This window comes from Phenylobacterium sp. FG114 (assembly GCF_057809855.1).
Window position 1 is genome coordinate 1 of sequence record NZ_JBMDKU010000010.1, and the last position, 14,565, is coordinate 14,565.

Annotated in this window: 15 protein-coding genes; 9 read left to right on the forward strand and 6 right to left on the reverse strand. The window is 69.9% G+C overall.

Features of this window, described 5'->3' with window-relative positions:
• On the forward strand, positions 1 to 640 hold a 640-nt coding region (locus tag ACODSY_RS17045; RefSeq protein ID WP_488952971.1), incomplete at its 5' end, for an ADP-ribosylglycohydrolase family protein.
• 7 nt (positions 641 to 647) lie between these two features.
• Here ACODSY_RS17045 and ACODSY_RS17050 read toward each other — a convergent pair.
• The 3 genes from ACODSY_RS17050 to ACODSY_RS17060 all read right to left on the reverse strand — a co-directional run bounded on the left by ACODSY_RS17050 (position 648) and on the right by ACODSY_RS17060 (position 2,894).
• Positions 648 to 1,052, reverse strand: a complete 405-nt coding sequence (locus ACODSY_RS17050; RefSeq protein WP_488952972.1) for a hypothetical protein — start codon at positions 1,050 to 1,052, stop codon at positions 648 to 650.
• 140 nt (positions 1,053 to 1,192) lie between these two features.
• Complete coding sequence (locus ACODSY_RS17055) at positions 1,193 to 1,855, reverse strand: PEPxxWA-CTERM sorting domain-containing protein (RefSeq protein ID WP_488952973.1); 663 nt, start codon at positions 1,853 to 1,855, stop codon at positions 1,193 to 1,195.
• 262 nt (positions 1,856 to 2,117) lie between these two features.
• Positions 2,118 to 2,894: a PEPxxWA-CTERM sorting domain-containing protein gene (locus ACODSY_RS17060; RefSeq protein ID WP_488952974.1), complete on the reverse strand. Its 777-nt coding sequence runs from the start codon at positions 2,892 to 2,894 to the stop codon at positions 2,118 to 2,120.
• A gap of 283 nt (positions 2,895 to 3,177) precedes the next feature.
• Here ACODSY_RS17060 and ACODSY_RS17065 point away from each other — a divergent pair, with 283 nt between their 5' ends.
• The 8 genes from ACODSY_RS17065 (at position 3,178) to ACODSY_RS17100 (ending at position 10,788) form a co-directional block, all read left to right on the forward strand.
• On the forward strand, positions 3,178 to 3,519 hold the full coding sequence (locus tag ACODSY_RS17065) for an ArsR/SmtB family transcription factor (RefSeq protein WP_488952976.1): 342 nt from the start codon (positions 3,178 to 3,180) through the stop codon (positions 3,517 to 3,519).
• Between the two features lie 88 nt (positions 3,520 to 3,607).
• Complete coding sequence (locus ACODSY_RS17070; RefSeq protein WP_488952977.1) at positions 3,608 to 3,916, forward strand: hypothetical protein; 309 nt, start codon at positions 3,608 to 3,610, stop codon at positions 3,914 to 3,916.
• A gap of 4 nt (positions 3,917 to 3,920) precedes the next feature.
• Positions 3,921 to 5,417: a class I adenylate-forming enzyme family protein gene (locus ACODSY_RS17075; protein ID WP_488952978.1), complete on the forward strand. Its 1,497-nt coding sequence runs from the start codon at positions 3,921 to 3,923 to the stop codon at positions 5,415 to 5,417.
• Between the two features lie 57 nt (positions 5,418 to 5,474).
• Positions 5,475 to 6,455: an enoyl-CoA hydratase/isomerase family protein gene (locus ACODSY_RS17080; protein ID WP_488952979.1), complete on the forward strand. Its 981-nt coding sequence runs from the start codon at positions 5,475 to 5,477 to the stop codon at positions 6,453 to 6,455.
• Positions 6,452 to 7,477 carry a CoA transferase gene (locus ACODSY_RS17085; RefSeq protein ID WP_488952980.1) on the forward strand — a complete coding sequence of 342 codons (1,026 nt, stop codon included), beginning with the start codon at positions 6,452 to 6,454 and terminating at the stop codon, positions 7,475 to 7,477. The genes ACODSY_RS17080 and ACODSY_RS17085 overlap by 4 nt, the downstream gene beginning before the upstream one ends.
• Positions 7,474 to 8,841, forward strand: coding sequence for an amidohydrolase family protein (locus tag ACODSY_RS17090; RefSeq protein WP_488952981.1), 1,368 nt, complete (start codon positions 7,474 to 7,476; stop codon positions 8,839 to 8,841). The genes ACODSY_RS17085 and ACODSY_RS17090 overlap by 4 nt, the downstream gene beginning before the upstream one ends.
• 126 nt (positions 8,842 to 8,967) lie before the next feature.
• Positions 8,968 to 9,201 carry a hypothetical protein gene (locus tag ACODSY_RS17095; RefSeq protein WP_488952982.1) on the forward strand — a complete coding sequence of 78 codons (234 nt, stop codon included), beginning with the start codon at positions 8,968 to 8,970 and terminating at the stop codon, positions 9,199 to 9,201.
• Positions 9,202 to 9,570: 369 nt separating this feature from the next.
• Positions 9,571 to 10,788, forward strand: coding sequence for a putative sulfate exporter family transporter (locus tag ACODSY_RS17100; protein ID WP_488952983.1), 1,218 nt, complete (start codon positions 9,571 to 9,573; stop codon positions 10,786 to 10,788).
• Position 10,789: 1 nt separating this feature from the next.
• Here ACODSY_RS17100 and ACODSY_RS17105 read toward each other — a convergent pair whose 3' ends face one another.
• The 3 genes from ACODSY_RS17105 to ACODSY_RS17115 all read right to left on the reverse strand — a co-directional run bounded on the left by ACODSY_RS17105 (position 10,790) and on the right by ACODSY_RS17115 (position 14,540).
• A complete protein-coding gene (locus tag ACODSY_RS17105; protein ID WP_488952984.1) occupies positions 10,790 to 12,925 on the reverse strand; it encodes a M13 family metallopeptidase in 2,136 nt (711 codons plus the stop codon).
• 131 nt (positions 12,926 to 13,056) lie between these two features.
• Complete coding sequence (locus ACODSY_RS17110) at positions 13,057 to 13,764, reverse strand: Crp/Fnr family transcriptional regulator (protein WP_488952985.1); 708 nt, start codon at positions 13,762 to 13,764, stop codon at positions 13,057 to 13,059.
• Between the two features lie 287 nt (positions 13,765 to 14,051).
• The gene (locus ACODSY_RS17115) at positions 14,052 to 14,540 is read right to left on the reverse strand and encodes a pyridoxamine 5'-phosphate oxidase family protein (protein WP_488952986.1); all 489 of its coding nucleotides are present in this window, start codon (positions 14,538 to 14,540) and stop codon (positions 14,052 to 14,054) included.
• Positions 14,541 to 14,565: the final 25 nt, after the last annotated feature.

Below are 14,565 nucleotides of genomic sequence, written 5' to 3' on the forward strand. Positions count from 1 at the left end.
TGTTTATAAGAGACAGGCGTTGAAGGCCGGCGCGCGCGGGACGCCGGAGGCGCCGATCAACGACTCGAAGGGCAGCGGCGGGGTGATGCGGGTCGCTCCGTTAGGCCTGCTCTCGGCCATCGATGCCGACGCCGCCTTCCGGCTGGGCGACGGGGCCGCCGCGCTCACCCACGGCCATGCTAGCGGCCGGCTCAGCGCCGCGGCCTTCGCCAGCCTGCTGCGGGACCTGCTCGACGAGACGCCCCTGGGCGAGGCCCTCGACCGCATGGAGGCCCGCCTGGAGAGCGCGCCGGGCGGGGCGGAAGTCCTGGCCGCGGTCCGCGCCGCACGTGCGCTTGCTGCCGGCGGCGCGGCGCCTGAAACGGCGGTCCCGGCGCTGGGGCAGGGGTGGGATGGGCACGAGGCCCTGGCCATCGCGCTCTACGCCGTGCTGCGGGCGGAGGGGTTCCACGACGCGCTGCGCCTGGCCGCCAACCACGACGGCGACAGCGACACCACAGCCTCGCTGGCGGGCCAGCTCTGGGGCGTGGCTCACGGCCTGGGCGACCTGCCGCACGACTGGTCGCGACGGCTCGACGTGTTCGAGCCGGTCTGCGACATGGCGAGCCGCCTGATCGCGGCGGCGGCTCGCCCGCGCTGAGCCTGGCTTAGGTGGGCGGCGCCGTCGACGCGGTGATCTGCGCCTTGCTCATCGAGCTGACCGCGCCGCCGTCGGGGGCGACGGTGAGGGCCGAGGCGGGCAGGTTCACGTTGCGCCCGTCGACGCTGACCGCGACCGTGGTCGCCCCGTCCGGGGTGCGGATGACGCGGGCGATCGGGCCGATGGTCGAACCCTGGGTGTCCTTCACCAGCATGCCGGTCTTGTAAGGAGAGGTCGTGGCGCTGGTGTCGACTGCGGGCGGCGCGGTGGCGGGCGTCGTGGCGGGCGCGGCGCTCGATGCGGGCGGGTTCACCGTGCCCGGCGCGGCTTCGCCGGGCTTCGCGGGCGTCTGGGCCTGCGCGGCTGCGGCCAGCGCCAGGCTCAGGCCGGCGGCGAACAGCGGAATGCGCATGGGAAGTCTCCTCGTGCTTCTGGGTAGAGGAAACCGTCCCCTGCAAGCACAGGTTCCGTCTCCCTCGGCCGGAGGCAGACATGAAGAGGCCCCGGACGGGGAGCCGGGGCCTCTGTTCGCGTCGGGTTTTGTAGGGGTCCCTACGCGAGGATCGACCGCCGACGGCGCATGAGCGCGCCGAGGCCGCCGAAGCCCATGATCATCATCGCCCAGGTGGCCGGCTCGGGTACGGCGGTGAGCGGGCCAAGGCGGATCTGGCCGACGCCCACGTCGGCCGAGGTCTGGAAGCTGATGTGAGTGAACACATCGCCGTCCGTGGCCTTGAAGTTGAAGAAGCTGTTGTTGCTGAAGTCCCCGAGCGTCACGGGGCCGAGCGCGTAGGGGTTCAGGTTCTTGTCGACGTACTGGGTGAACTGCACCCCCGAGGCGTCGAAGCCCTTCAGGGTGATCGACCATTCGACCTTGTTGGGCGCGTTGATGTTGATCTCGGCGGCCTTGAAGGTGGAGCCGGGGGTCGAGATGTCGAGGAAGGTGAGCCCGCCGTCCGAGCCTGCCACCCAGACCTGGCCTCCACCGCCGTTCGAGGGCGAGATGTCTTCATTGCCGGTGACCTTGACGGTCCAGCCTTCGTTCGAGAGCCCCAGGATTTCGTTGTCGGTCCCATCGTCCGAGCCGTCGAGCAGGATGGTGTCGAGACTGCCCGGCAGGTTGCCCTGGGTGATGATGACTGCGGCGGATGCCGGGTTCGTCGCGGCCGCGAGCGCCGTGGCGGCGACAGCGGTGAGAAGCGATCTGACGTGCATTTTCAGTACCCCCAACGGCCACTTCCTGAAGCGGCGGTGACCGGGTTGATTCGTCCCCATGCGTTGGAAATGATTAATCGTGATACGTCGAATTATCAAACAACCCAGAGATGACCGTGTTCTCCCAACGAGTTGAGTCTGTGACGGCCCAGAATGGAAATTATTGAATTAAATAAGAAAATCCCGACGTGACTTCGAGTCGTCAGGCAAAAAAGAAGCCCCGGCGAGCCGGGGCTTCGTGTCACGTTGCGGTGAATGCCGTTTACGCAGTGACGGTGCGGCGGCGGCGGAGGGCCGCGCCGGCGGCGCCGAAGCCGATGATCATCATCGCCCAGGTGCTCGGCTCGGGAACGGGCGTGAGCAGGAAGGCGTCGCGGGCGGCGACGTTGAACGTCGCGCCGGTATTGGTGATCACATCGGCCGAGAACCAGAAGCCGCCCGGATAGGTCTTGCCGCCCTTGCCGTTCTTGTTGGCGATGGTCGTCTCGACCGTCGACAGGAAGCGCGGGCCCGAGCCTTCGGTCACCAACCGGCCGTCGGGGCCGAAGACCGCACCGGCGCCGGCGAAGGTCAGTGTTCCACCCGGCGCCAGGTTGGTCACGACGAAATGCAGGTCGGTCGGATCGTAGGCCGCGCCGCCCGTGGCGCCGTTACAGCAGTCGATCTTGTTCGTGTAGATGCCGAAGTTGTTGTTCTGGAACGACCCGAAGCCACCGTCGGCGAAGTCCTGCGCGCCCGTGTTGAAGACGGCCACGTCGTAGTCGCCCGTCAGGTTGAAGGTGAACGGAGCCTTGTTGTCTCCGTTGCCGGTGTTCAGGAAGCCCACCTGCGGATTGAATAGCGAGACGACCACGTCGACCTGGTTCGGCGCGATCTCGGTCAGCGTCACCTTGCCGAACGGCGAGACGGCCGTATCCGGGTCGCTGTTCTTGTACTCGAGGTACGAGATGTAGGTGGCTGCGTTGGCCGCGGCGGGCAGAGCCAGCGCGGTGATGGCCGTCAGGGCCAGCGCGAACTTGCCGAGTGAAAGCGTTTTCATAGTAATGTCTACCGTTCCCCGCGGCGGGTGGCGTCACGGGACGCCGGTTCGCCGAACTTAGTTTCGAGATATCCCGAAGTGATTGAGAAAACAAAGCGGTTCGCCTGCGGCGCGAATTCAGGCACTTTCGCTGCCGGGAGCTCTACTTTCGAGTTTGGACGCCGCGGCGCCCTCGACGAGGTGGGGTGAACGTCGTTAATATGTGGATGAGAGTCGTTCGCAATTGCATTTTCGTCGGCGAGTCGACGCAACGGGTTGATACAACTTCGAGTTTTCCAGATTGATGGAAGAATCCGCCGCGACCGAAGCCTTTTCCGCCCTCGGCAACGAGCGGCGGCTGCAGGTTTTCCGCCTGCTCGTCCAGGCGGGGCCTGACGGGATCGCCGCGGGCGAGATCGCGCGTCAGCTGGGGATGCTGCAGAACACCCTTTCGAGCAGTCTGTCGGTGCTGAGCCACGCCCGGCTGATCACATCGCGCCGTGAAGGCCGTTCGATCATCTACAGCGCCGCCTATGATCAGGTGGGGCGGCTGCTCGATTTCCTGGTCGAGGACTGCTGCGGCGGCCATCCCGTGAACTGCCCGACCTTCAATGCCCGCCAGCGGGCGGCCGCGGGCGGCGTCTGAGGCCATCCCCCAAGGGAACTCTGAATCGAAGGTTCGGTAGGCACGGGCCGTCGCCGCGCGCTACACTTCCGGAAAAGGGAGTGAGTGCATGGACCTGAAACCTGGGTCGCGCTGGAAGAGCGCGGTGTGCGACGGCGAGTTCGTGGTGGTGCGGCCGGCCAAGTCGCCGGTCAGCCTGGAATGCGGCGGCCACCCGGTGATCGCGCATGCCGAGACCCGCGCCGGCGACCTGGTCCTGTCCGACGCACACGCCGCCGGCAGCGCGGCCGGCAAGCGCTACGCCGATCCCGAGACCGGCCTCGAGGTGCTGTGCTCCAAGGCCGGCGCCGGCTCGCTCAGCATCGATGGGCGCGCCATCGGCGCGACCGAGGCCAAGAAGCTGCCGTCCTCGGACTGAACCCATGCATACGGCCCTCCTGCTCGACATGGCCGCCGACGCGGCGCCCGATCGCTTGGCGCTGGGCCGTCGGGCCGATGGCCTCACCTTCGAGGCGGCGCGGCGGCGCGCGCGGTCCGGCGCGGCCTGGCTGGCGGAACAGGGCGGCGATACCGTGGCCTTCCTCGGCCTGAACGGGCCGGCCCTGCCGCTGGCGCTGTTCGCCGCGGGCCTGTTGGGCAAGCCCTTCGCGCCGCTCAACTACCGCCTGCCCGACGCCGACCTGAACCGGCTCGTGGCGCGCACCTCGCCGTCCGTCGCGGTGGTCGACGACGACATGCTGGGCCGGCTCTCGCCCCATCCCGGTGTGACCGTCGTTCCGCGCTCCGCCTTCGAGGCCGCCAGCGCCGCCGAACCGCCCGAGGACTTGCCCTGGGCCGATCCCGATATCGCGGTCCTGCTGTTCACCAGCGGCACGACGGGCGAGCCCAAGGCCGCGATCCTGCGCCACGCCAACCTGACCAGCTACGTCATCTCGACGGTGGAGTTCCTGGGCGCGGAGGAGGGCGAGGCCGCCCTGGTCAGCGTGCCGCCCTACCACATCGCCGGGATCTCGGCCGTGCTGACCGGCGTCTATGGCGGCCGCCGCCTGGTGCACCTGGACGCCTTCACGCCCGAAGCCTGGGTCGAGGCCGCGGCGGCCGAGGAAATCACCCACGCCATGGTCGTGCCCACCATGCTGGGCCGCATCCTCGACGTTCTGGCCGAGCGGGAGGAGAGCCTGCCGGCGCTAAAGGCGTTGAGCTACGGCGGTGGGCGGATGCCGCTGCCGGTGATCCAGCGGGCGCTGGACCTGCTCCCCCACGTGGACTTCGTCAACGCCTACGGCCTGACCGAGACCAGCTCGACCATCTCGGTCCTCGGCCCCGACGACCACCGCATGGCGATCTATTCCGACGACGAGGCGGTGCAGCGCCGCCTGGGATCCGTGGGCAAGCCGCTGCCGTCGCTGGAGCTGGAGATCCGCGGGCCGGACGGCGCCGTCCTGGGCCCCAACCAGTCCGGCGAAATCTACGTGCGCGGCGAACAGGTCAGCGGCGAATATGCGGGCAAGAAGGCGATCGCCGACGACGGCTGGTTCGCCACCAACGATGGCGGGTGGATGGACGACGAGGGCTACCTCTTCGTGGAAGGCCGCCTGGACGATGTGATCGTGCGCGGCGGCGAGAACATGAGCCCGGGCGAGATCGAGGACGTCCTGCGTGCCCATCCCGCCGTCGACGACGTGGCGGTGCTCGGCGTCCCCGACGACCAGTGGGGCGAGAAGGTCGCCGCGGTGATCGTTCCCAGGGGCGAGGCGCCGTCCGCCGCCGACCTGGCCGCGTGGGTGAAGGAACGCCTGCGCTCCAGCAAGACGCCCGAGGTCTGGGCCTTCCGCGACGCGCTGCCCTACAACGACACCGGCAAGCTGCTCCGCCGCCAGCTCAAGGCCGAGATGAGCGCCCCGCCCGCCGCGGCTTGAGCCGATGACTGTGGTCGGTCACCCTTTTGCGCTCCTCACCCGTAGGGGGAGGGGGCCGTGACCAACCTCGTCCTCGCCGACCTGACGGCCCTGGGCGGCGCGGGCTTGGCGGTGACCGAGATGGGGCGCGATCCCCCGCCGCTCGCGCACACGCCGGGCGTCGTGCAGTTGGGCGTGCATCGGGACGGGCCGGTCCCCGGCGGCGCGCTCGATCCATTCGACATCCTGTTCAGCGCCGATCCCGCCGCGCCCGGCCCTTGGGTCGGTTTCGCCTGCGCGCGCCTGGACGCCGCCATCGCCGAGCTTGGCGCCGCCGTGGCCGCACAGCCGGTGGCGGCCGCAGTGGCCGCCCAGGTGTTCCGCACCACCCTGGACGTCGCGTTCGACCAGGCCCTGGTCCACGAGTCCCTGGCCTATTCGATGCTGCTGGCGTCGGACGGCTTCCGCGCCTGGCGCGCCGCCAATCCTCCGCGCGAACGGCCGGACGAGCGCGCCCCGCGAGTCCTGATCGACCCCCGGGGCAAGACGCTGGGCCTGCAGCTCAACCGCCCGGCGGCCCGCAACGCCTTCGACGCGCGGATGCGCGACGAGCTGTGCGAGGCCCTGGCCTTCGCGCTCGAGCACCCCGACGCTCCGCCGGTCCGTCTCTCGGGCGCCGGCCCCGCCTTCAGCGCCGGCGGCGACCTGGACGAGTTCGGCCGCGCCGACGATCCGGGCCAGGCGCACCTGATCCGCACGCTGCGCTCGCCGGCTCGGCTGGCGCTGGCGCTGGGCGAGCGGCTGACCGTCGAGGTGCACGGCGCCTGCGTGGGGGCTGGGATCGAGGTCCCAGCCGCCGCGGCGCGCGTCGCGGCGCGACCCGGCGCTCACTTCCGCCTGCCGGAGGTCGCCATGGGCCTGATCCCCGGCGCGGGCGGCACGGCCACGATCCCGCGCCGGGTCGGCCGCCGTCGCGCCTGCTGGATGGCCATCTCGGGCGCCGACATCGACCTCGCGACCGCGCTCGCATGGGGCCTCGTCGACGAGGTGGCGGCGTGAGCCCCATCCAGCCGGCGCTGGACCGCCTGTACGCCGACGTGGCCGACCGAACGGCCCGTGTAGGCCTGCGCGTGGACGCCTCGTCCCTGGGCGTCACCGACCGCGCCGGCCACCTGCCGCTCGCGCCACCCGGCCGGATTTCGCCCAACGGCGCCTGCCGGATGGTCCGCGCGGCGGATGGCTGGATCGCCGTGAACCTCGCCCGCGACGAGGATCGAGACCTGATCCCCGCCTGGCTGCACGGCGAGTTCGGCGAGGACGCCTGGGATCAGGTCGAGCGGCTGGCCGCCGGTCGAGGCCGCGCCGACCTGATCGCCGACGCGACGCTGCTCGGCCTTCCGGTCTCCAGCGTGGGTGAGTTGCACCTCAAACACATGCAGGCCCCCACGGCGATCGAGGGCTTCCGCCTGAGGCGTTTCGCCGGTGCGCCGCTGAAGGTGGTCGACCTCTCCGCGCTGTGGGCAGGCCCGATGTGCGGCGCGATCCTCGCGGCGATGGGCGCCGAGGTCATCAAGGTCGAGACCTCGGGCCGCCCCGATCCCACCCGCATTTCGACGCCGGACTTCTTCGGACGCCTCAACGGCGCGAAGACCGACGTCACCATTGACCTCGCCGACCCCACGCACCGCGATTGGTTGCGAGAGGAAGTGGCCACGGCGAATATCGTGATCTCGTCCTCGAGGCCGCGCGGCCTCGCCTCGCTGGGGCTCCAGCCTAAGGACATGCTGCAGCGCTCGCCGGGCGGGGTCTGGGTCGCGATCACCGGCTATGGCTGGTATGGCGCGGCCGGTGAGCGGGTGGCGTTCGGAGACGACGCGGCTGCGGCCGGCGGGCTCGTTCGCTGGATAGGTGGCGAGCCGCGCTTCCTGGGCGACGCCCTGGCGGATCCGCTGACCGGCATGGCGGCGGCGGTTGGCGCGTTGGACGCGCTGCTGGACGACGGTGGTCAGGTGGTTTGCGCCTCCCTCGCGCACATCGCCGCCGGCGCCGCGTCCATCGCCGGCCTGAGCCGCCCCGCATGAGCCTCGTCATCCGCAACGTCGAGATCGAGGGCCGGGCCGGCCTCGACGTGCGCCTGGAGGCCGGGCGCATCGCGGAGATCGGCGTTGGCCTGCGCGGCGACGATGACCTGGACGGGCAGGGCGGGGCGCTGATCCCCGGCCTTTGCGACCACCACATCCACATCCTGGGCCTGGCCGCCCGCGCCGACTCCGTGGACGTCGAGGACGTCGCCACGCCCGCCGCCTTTGCCGCTCGCATCGCCGAGGCCGTGGCGGTGCGCCCCTTGGGCGACTGGATTCGGGTGCTGGGCTACCACGAGACCCTCGCGGGCGAGCTGACCCGCGACGAGCTCGATCGCCTCGCGCCGCGCCACCGCCTGCGGGTCCAGCACCAGACGGGCTCGCTTTGGGTGCTGAACAGCCTCGCCCTGGAGGCCCTGGGCGAAGGGGACGAGCCGCCGGGCCTGGAGCGCGACGCCGGCCGCCTCTGGCGCGGCGACGCCTGGCTGCGCAGCCGGATCGGCGCCCGCCCGCCGCCGCTGGCCCCCATCGGCGCGCGCCTGGCCGCCTGCGGGATCACCGCCCTCACCGACGCCAGCGTGGGCACGGATGCATCGGCCGCGGACCTGCTGGCTCGAGCGCATCGCGCGGGCGACCTGCCCCAGCGGCTGACGCTGATGAGCGGCGGCCCGCTGACGGCCCCGGCCGACGGCGCCTTCGCGGTCGGGCCGGTCAAGGTGCTGCTGGACGACCACAGCCTGCCCGACCTCGAAGACTTCCTGGTTCGCATCGCCGCTGCCCGCCAGCAGGCTCGCCCCGTGGCGGTCCATTGCGTCACGGCCGCCGAACTGGCCCTGACCCTTGCTGCCTTCGAAACGGCGGGGGCGGTCGTCGGCGATCGCGTCGAGCATGGCGGCGTGATCCCCGCCGCAGCCATCGCGACCCTCCGGCGTCTCGGCCTGACAGTCGTCACCCAACCCGCCTTTGTCCACGAGCGGGGCGACCGCTACGCCGCCCACGTCGCGCCGCAGGACCAACCCGACCTCTATCGCCTGAGGAGCCTGGTCGCGGCGGGCGTGCCGCTGGCGGGCAGTTCGGACGCGCCCTATGCCGACCCCGACCCATGGCTGGGCATCGCTGCAGCCGTCGACCGCCGGACCGCGCGTGGCCTCGTGCTGGGCGCGGACGAGCGGCTCGACGCGGCCGACGCGCTGGGCCTCTACCTCGACGATCCCGCGGCGCCTGGGCGGCGCGCCCGCCGCGTCGAATCCGGAGCGCCCGCCGATCTCTGCCTGCTGGAAGCCCCGCGCGCCGACGTCCTCGCCTCGCCGTCGTCGGCACACGTCCGCGCCACCTTTATCGGCGGTCGCCTCGTCCACGGCTGAGCTGCGCCACCGTAGAATCCCCCTACGGGCCGTCCCGTAGGTATTCGGACGAAATGGTTAGCGGCCCTGTGGCGGGCCTAGATTTCACCTCAAGAGAGGCTCCGCGCGAGCTCAGGGAGAAATCGGATGACCGCCGCGATCGTAACCCGTGACATCACCACGCTTCCGGCCTTCGTGGCCCGGATCGCCGACTATGCCGCCGATGGGCCGGCCTATCTGCGCCTCGCGGCCGACGGCGCCATGGAGTGGGTCGCCGCGCAGTGTGACGCGACGCCGTTTGACTCGATGCGTGAGGCGACGCGCCATGCCACCCGCCTGCCGGCCAAGCTGCGCGCCTTCGGCGTGCCGCGCCGGGACTAGCGGCTACTCGCCGCCACCGGCGGCGCCCAGGCCGGCGCCGCGTGAGCCTTGTCCTTCACGAACAGGGCGGCCGCCAGGATCACCGCGCCCAAAACCAGCCATTTCATGGTTGAGCCCCACACCCATGAGTTTCATTCGTCGTTCGAGCATACGGACGCGTCGGGGCCGTGGACGCAACGACTCAGGAGCGGGGGTTTAGGGTCTCATCCAGTGATGTGGCTGCGTCGATAGGAGTTTCAACTCTTTGTGGTTGGAATGGGAGATTTTCATTCTCCTCTCCGGCGTGATCCTCGCAGTCATCGACAATGATATTCCTGCCAGCCGCCCCATGATTAGAGGCTCGTTTCACCGAGCCGGGTCGGCACACACATGTTCAAGGCCTTCACGCAGCACCCTGAGACGGTGGGCGAAAGCTATTTCGAGCACCTGCGCTCGGCGTGGGGCTTTTCCTCGACCATGGCTGTGGGCGCTTGCGCCTGCCTGCTGCACGGGCTGTTCCCGTTCGCCTTCCAGACCTCGGGCAGCCGCCGCATCCGCGAACTGCACGAGCGGATGGTCACTCACCGCACCGCCCCCAAGCCGGGGCGCAAGCCGCTTCCCGCCTGGGCGCCGGGCCTGGCGGTCGCCCTCCTGCTCACCGGCCTCGCCACCTGGGTCGCGACGGCCGTGCATCAGCCCGTGGCGCCGTTCGCCCTGGTGGCTGGGTTCCTGATCGCCGCCCCGCTGGCGGGTCGCCTCGACCTTTCCCCGGGCCTTAAGGTGGCCGAGCGGCCGCTGCTCCGCGCCGGTATCGCGCTGCTGGGCCTGCGGATCGTCCTGGGCGACATCGCCCACCTGGGCGTGACCACCCTGCTGCTGGTGCTGGGCTGCGTGGCCCTGACGCTGGCCCTGGGCTCGGGCATAGGCCGCCTGTTCGGCCTGCCCCGCGGCTTCTCGATGCTGTCGGCCAGCGCCACGGCGATCTGCGGCGCGTCGGCGGCCATGGCGGTCGCCTCGGTCCTGCCCAAGGGCGCCGAGACCGAGCGCCAGACGGGCTATGTCGTGGCCGTCGTCGCCACGCTCTCCACCCTCGCCATGCTGGCCTATCCGGCCATCGCCCACGTCGCCGGCCTGCCGCCCCAGGCCGCGGCGATCTTCCTGGGCGCCTCGATCCATGACGTGGCCCAGGTGGCCGGCGCCGGCTACTCCGTCTCGCCGGCCGTGGGCGACATGGCTGTGACCGTCAAGCTGGTCCGCGTCTCGTTGCTGGCCCTGGTGGTCACGGCGGTCGCCTTCTCGTTCGCCAGCGGCGCGCGCGGCGGGCAGGGCGAGAGCAGGGGGGTGGGCCGCGCCGTCCTGCTTCCGGGCTTCGTCATCGCCTTCTTCGCCCTCGCGGGCCTGCGCAGCACGGGCGTGGTCCCGGCCCAGGTGCTGCCTGCAGCGACCTTCGCGTCCAACCTGCTGATCGGCGCGGGCGTCGTCGCCGTGGGGGCCAAGACCTCGATCGCCGGCCTGAAGTCGATGGGCTGGCGTCCCCTGGCGGCGCTGGCCTGCCAGACCGCACTGCTGTGCGGCCTGGCGTTCGGCGCGGCGCAGCTGGTCGGCTAGCTCACCAGATCTTCACCCGCTGATCCGGCGCGACGTAGAGCTTGTCGCCCGGCTGCACGTTCCAGGCGTCGTACCAGCCCGCCACGTTCCGGATCGTGCCGTTGACCCGATAGTAGGCCGGCGAGTGCGGGTCGGTGACCACCTGCTGGCGCAGCGCCTCGTCGCGGCTCTTCTCGCGCCACACCTGCGCCCAGCCCAGGAACACGCGCTGCTCGCCGGTCAGGCCGTCGATCACCGGCGCCGGCTGGCCCTTCAGCGAGGCCCGGTAGGCGTCGAGGCCCAGGCTCAGCCCGCCGTTGTCGCCGATGTTCTCGCCCATGGTCAGGCCGCCTTGCACCTTCGCGCCCGGCAACGGCTCGAAGGCCGAGTACTGCGCGCCCAGCCGGTCGGCCTGCGCCTTGAACTTCGTGGCGTCCTCGGCGGTCCACCAGTCGCGCAGCACGCCGTCGCCGTCGCTCTTGCGGCCCTGGTCGTCGAAGCCGTGGCTGATCTCATGGCCGATCACGCCGCCGATGCCGCCGTAGTTGATGGCCGGGTCCGCGTCCGGATCGAAGAACGGCGGCTGCAGGATCGCCGCCGGGAACACGATCTCGTTGTTGGCGAAGTTGTAGTAGGCGTTGACCGTCTGTGGGGTCATGCCCCACTCGCCCTTGTCCACGGGACCGTTCAGCCGGTCGACCTGGCGCTGCCAGTCATAGGCGCCCGAGCGCAGGACGTTGCCGTAGAGGTCGTCGGCCTTGAGCGTCAGCTTCGAATAGTCCTGCCACTTGTCGGGGTAGGCGATCTTCACGGTGAACTTGCTGAGCTTCTCCAGCGCCTTGCCGCGGGTTTCCGGGCCCATCCAGGCCAGGGTCTCGATCCGGGCCTTCAGCGCGGTGCGGACGTCGCCGACCAGGGCGTCCATCTTCGCCTTCGACTCCGGCGGGAAGTAGCGGGCCACGTAGATGCGGCCGACGGACTCGCCGATGCTGTTGTCCATGAAGGCGGCGGCCCGCTTCCAGCGCGCCTGCTGCTCGGGCTGGCCGGCCAGTTCCTTGCTGCGGAACGTCCAGTTGGCGTCGACGAAGCGCTTCGACAGATAGGGCGCCGCGCCGTCGGCGACCTTGAACGCCTGCCAGGCCTTCAGCGTCTCGAGCGGGGTGTCGGCGTAGATCTTGGCGACCTTCGGGAAGGCGGTGTTGGTCGTCACCACGACGCGATCGACCTTCGGCAGGCCGGCGGCCGTCAGGTAGCGGTTCCAGTCGACGCCGGGCGTGAAGGTGGTCAGCTCGGCCGGCGACATCGGGTTGTAGGTCTTGTCGCGGTCGCGGCGTTCGATCCGGCTCCAGCTCGCCTCGGCCAGCCTTGTCTCGAACTCGACGATGGCCCTGGCGTTCTCGGCGGGCTTTTCCCATCCGGCCAGGGTCAGCATCTGCGCCACATAGGCCTGATACTTGGCCTTCTTCTCCGCGAAGTTGGGCTGGAGATAGTAGTCGCGATCCGGCAGGCCCAGGCCGCCGTTGGTGGTGGTCACCGCGTATTTCATCGGGCTCTTGGCGTCGACGTTGATGCCCACCGGGAACAGGGTCGAGAAGCCGGTGGTGTTGGCCTTGGCCATCAGGGCGGTGAACTGGTCCTTGCTCTTCACCTTGCGGATCTGGGCCAGTTCCGGCGCGATCGGCTTGGCGTCCAGCTTCTCGGCCAGCGCCTCGTCCATGAAGGACGCGTAGCCGGCGGCGATCTTGGCCGCGTCGGGGTCGGTCAGCTTGCCGGCCGCCGCGTCCTCCAGGATCGCGTGCATGCGGTTTTCGGACAGTTCGCGCAGCTTGTTGAAGTTGCCGTAGCGCACCCGGTCGGACGGGATCTCGGTGCGCTCGTCCCACTTGCCGTTGGCGAACTTGAAGAAGTCGTCGCCCGGCTTGACGCTGCGGTCCATGCCCGAGAGGTCGAAGCCCCACGTCCCGTACCGCGGGGCGGCCAGCGACGCGGCGTCCATGCCGCCGCCCGTCGGCGCATCCGCCGCCTCGAACAGCAACTCGGCGGTGCAGGCCGCATCGGCGCAGGCATGTTCCTCATGCGCCTGGCCCGCGCTGGCGGCGAACACGAGGGCGCCGGCCGCCCCGGCGGACAGCAGGAAATTGCGCGTATTGGAAATCATCGGTCTCTTCTCGACTGGCGGGAGCCCCGTTCGGCTCCAAACTCCCCATCGAGACGCACCAAAAGGGGAAAACCGATCCCGCGCAATGGGCTCGCGACGAGCGCGGCAACCCGTCCGAAGGCCTGCGACGCTCAGGTCCCCAGCAGGCGCTTGTAGTGGTTGCGGATGACCCCGTAGCACTCGCACGTGAGCGCCTGCAGGCCGGCCCGGTCCATGATGTCCACCACGCCGCGGCGGTAGCGGATCATGCCCTTCTCCTGCAGCGAGCGGGCGACCGCGGTCACCGTGGTGCGCTGCACGCCCAGCATGTCGGCCAGGAATTCCTGGGTCAGGGCCACCGTGTCGCTCGAGATGCGGTCGTGGCAGGTGAGCAGCCAGCGGCAGAACCGCGCCTCCACCGAGTGCAGCGCATTGCACGCCACCGACTGGATCGCGTGGCCGTACAGCGCCTCGGTATGGCGGTCGACCAGATCGCGAAGCGCGGGGCTCTTCTCCCAGACCTCGTGCAGCCTGTCGGCGCCGATGCGCGCCGCGCGCAGGGGCGTCTGGACGATCGCGCGCGATAGCGACTGGCGCGGCGTGACGGCCGCCATCAGGCCTAGTGCGCCCTCGGGCCCGATGGTGGAGCTTTCGATGGCGGCGCCATTCTCCATCAGGGTCATCAGCGAGATGACCCCGTCATGCGGAAAATAGACGTGCTCGATCGGATCGCCGGGATCGTAAAGCAGGCGTCCGCGCTCCAGGTCGACCTGGACGAGACCTGGAGCGACCAAGGCTTGGTCCTGCGCCGGAAGCGCTTCCAGCAGGCTGTTCTGTAACAGGGGGGCGGGCCTCTGCATCGGGGACTTGAAACGCCGTTCTACGGCTTGGGTTTCAAGTTATCGGCGGTCGCTGAAGCAGACTGTCGAGTACACGACACTTACCTTCGGGCATTCGCGGATTTAGGCGAAATCGTGGTGACTAAGTTTAACATAAGAGGTTCGCGCCAGCTTGGCCGGGCGTCGGATAGTCGACCCAACTATAGCTGGGGCCGGTTACCGGCGGCGAATCAGCTCGAATCAATTGTTGGGCAGCCCCGCCGCGATGCGATGGTCTTCCGCGCCGCGGCAGGGCTGTCCCCTCAGCCTCAGTGGAAATTCAGGTCGCGCCGCTCGCCCACGTCGGGCGTGCTCTTCGATGCGTTCGCCTTCGCCACCTCCAGCGCGTACTTGATCAGGCCGCCCTCGGTGATCCACACGGCCGCCTCGGAGACGTCCAGGCGCAGGAGGGTCAGAGCCGGGTCGTCCTTGCCTTCCGGGTACCAGGCCGCCACGTGGGCGTTCCAGTAGCGGTCGATCCGCTCGCGGTCGTGGGACAGCGTCAGGCGGCCGTCGATGCAGGCTTGCAGCTTGCGGTCGAGGAAGATGAACGCGGCGTCGCCGGCGCCCCCCGCCACCGCCTGGGCGAGGTCGGTGTCGTTACGGGTGAAGAACCACAAGGTGTTGGTGTCCTTCTCCACGAACGCGGTCATCGGCTGGAAGTGGTGGCTGTCGTGGGTCAGGCCCAGCATGCCGGTGTGATGGTCTTCGACGGCTTTCCACAGGCGGTCCTGGACGTCGGCGTTGGTCAGGCTCATGGCGCTCTCCGGGTTTAGGTTGGGG

What these genes read in the sequence shown, in the direction of transcription:
- ACODSY_RS17095 (WP_488952982.1), top strand. Translation starts at nt 8,968, where the DNA reads ATGACCGCCGCGATCGTAACCCGTGACATCACCACGCTTCCGGCCTTC.
- ACODSY_RS17050 (WP_488952972.1), bottom strand. Translation starts at nt 1,052, where the DNA reads ATGCGCATTCCGCTGTTCGCCGCCGGCCTGAGCCTGGCGCTGGCCGCA.
- ACODSY_RS17075 (WP_488952978.1), top strand. Translation starts at nt 3,921, where the DNA reads ATGCATACGGCCCTCCTGCTCGACATGGCCGCCGACGCGGCGCCCGAT.
- ACODSY_RS17060 (WP_488952974.1), bottom strand. Translation starts at nt 2,894, where the DNA reads ATGAAAACGCTTTCACTCGGCAAGTTCGCGCTGGCCCTGACGGCCATC.
- ACODSY_RS17055 (WP_488952973.1), bottom strand. Translation starts at nt 1,855, where the DNA reads ATGCACGTCAGATCGCTTCTCACCGCTGTCGCCGCCACGGCGCTCGCG.
- ACODSY_RS17105 (WP_488952984.1), bottom strand. Translation starts at nt 12,925, where the DNA reads ATGATTTCCAATACGCGCAATTTCCTGCTGTCCGCCGGGGCGGCCGGC.
- ACODSY_RS17110 (WP_488952985.1), bottom strand. Translation starts at nt 13,764, where the DNA reads ATGCAGAGGCCCGCCCCCCTGTTACAGAACAGCCTGCTGGAAGCGCTT.
- ACODSY_RS17090 (WP_488952981.1), top strand. Translation starts at nt 7,474, where the DNA reads ATGAGCCTCGTCATCCGCAACGTCGAGATCGAGGGCCGGGCCGGCCTC.
- ACODSY_RS17070 (WP_488952977.1), top strand. Translation starts at nt 3,608, where the DNA reads ATGGACCTGAAACCTGGGTCGCGCTGGAAGAGCGCGGTGTGCGACGGC.
- ACODSY_RS17100 (WP_488952983.1), top strand. Translation starts at nt 9,571, where the DNA reads ATGTTCAAGGCCTTCACGCAGCACCCTGAGACGGTGGGCGAAAGCTAT.
- ACODSY_RS17115 (WP_488952986.1), bottom strand. Translation starts at nt 14,540, where the DNA reads ATGAGCCTGACCAACGCCGACGTCCAGGACCGCCTGTGGAAAGCCGTC.
- ACODSY_RS17065 (WP_488952976.1), top strand. Translation starts at nt 3,178, where the DNA reads ATGGAAGAATCCGCCGCGACCGAAGCCTTTTCCGCCCTCGGCAACGAG.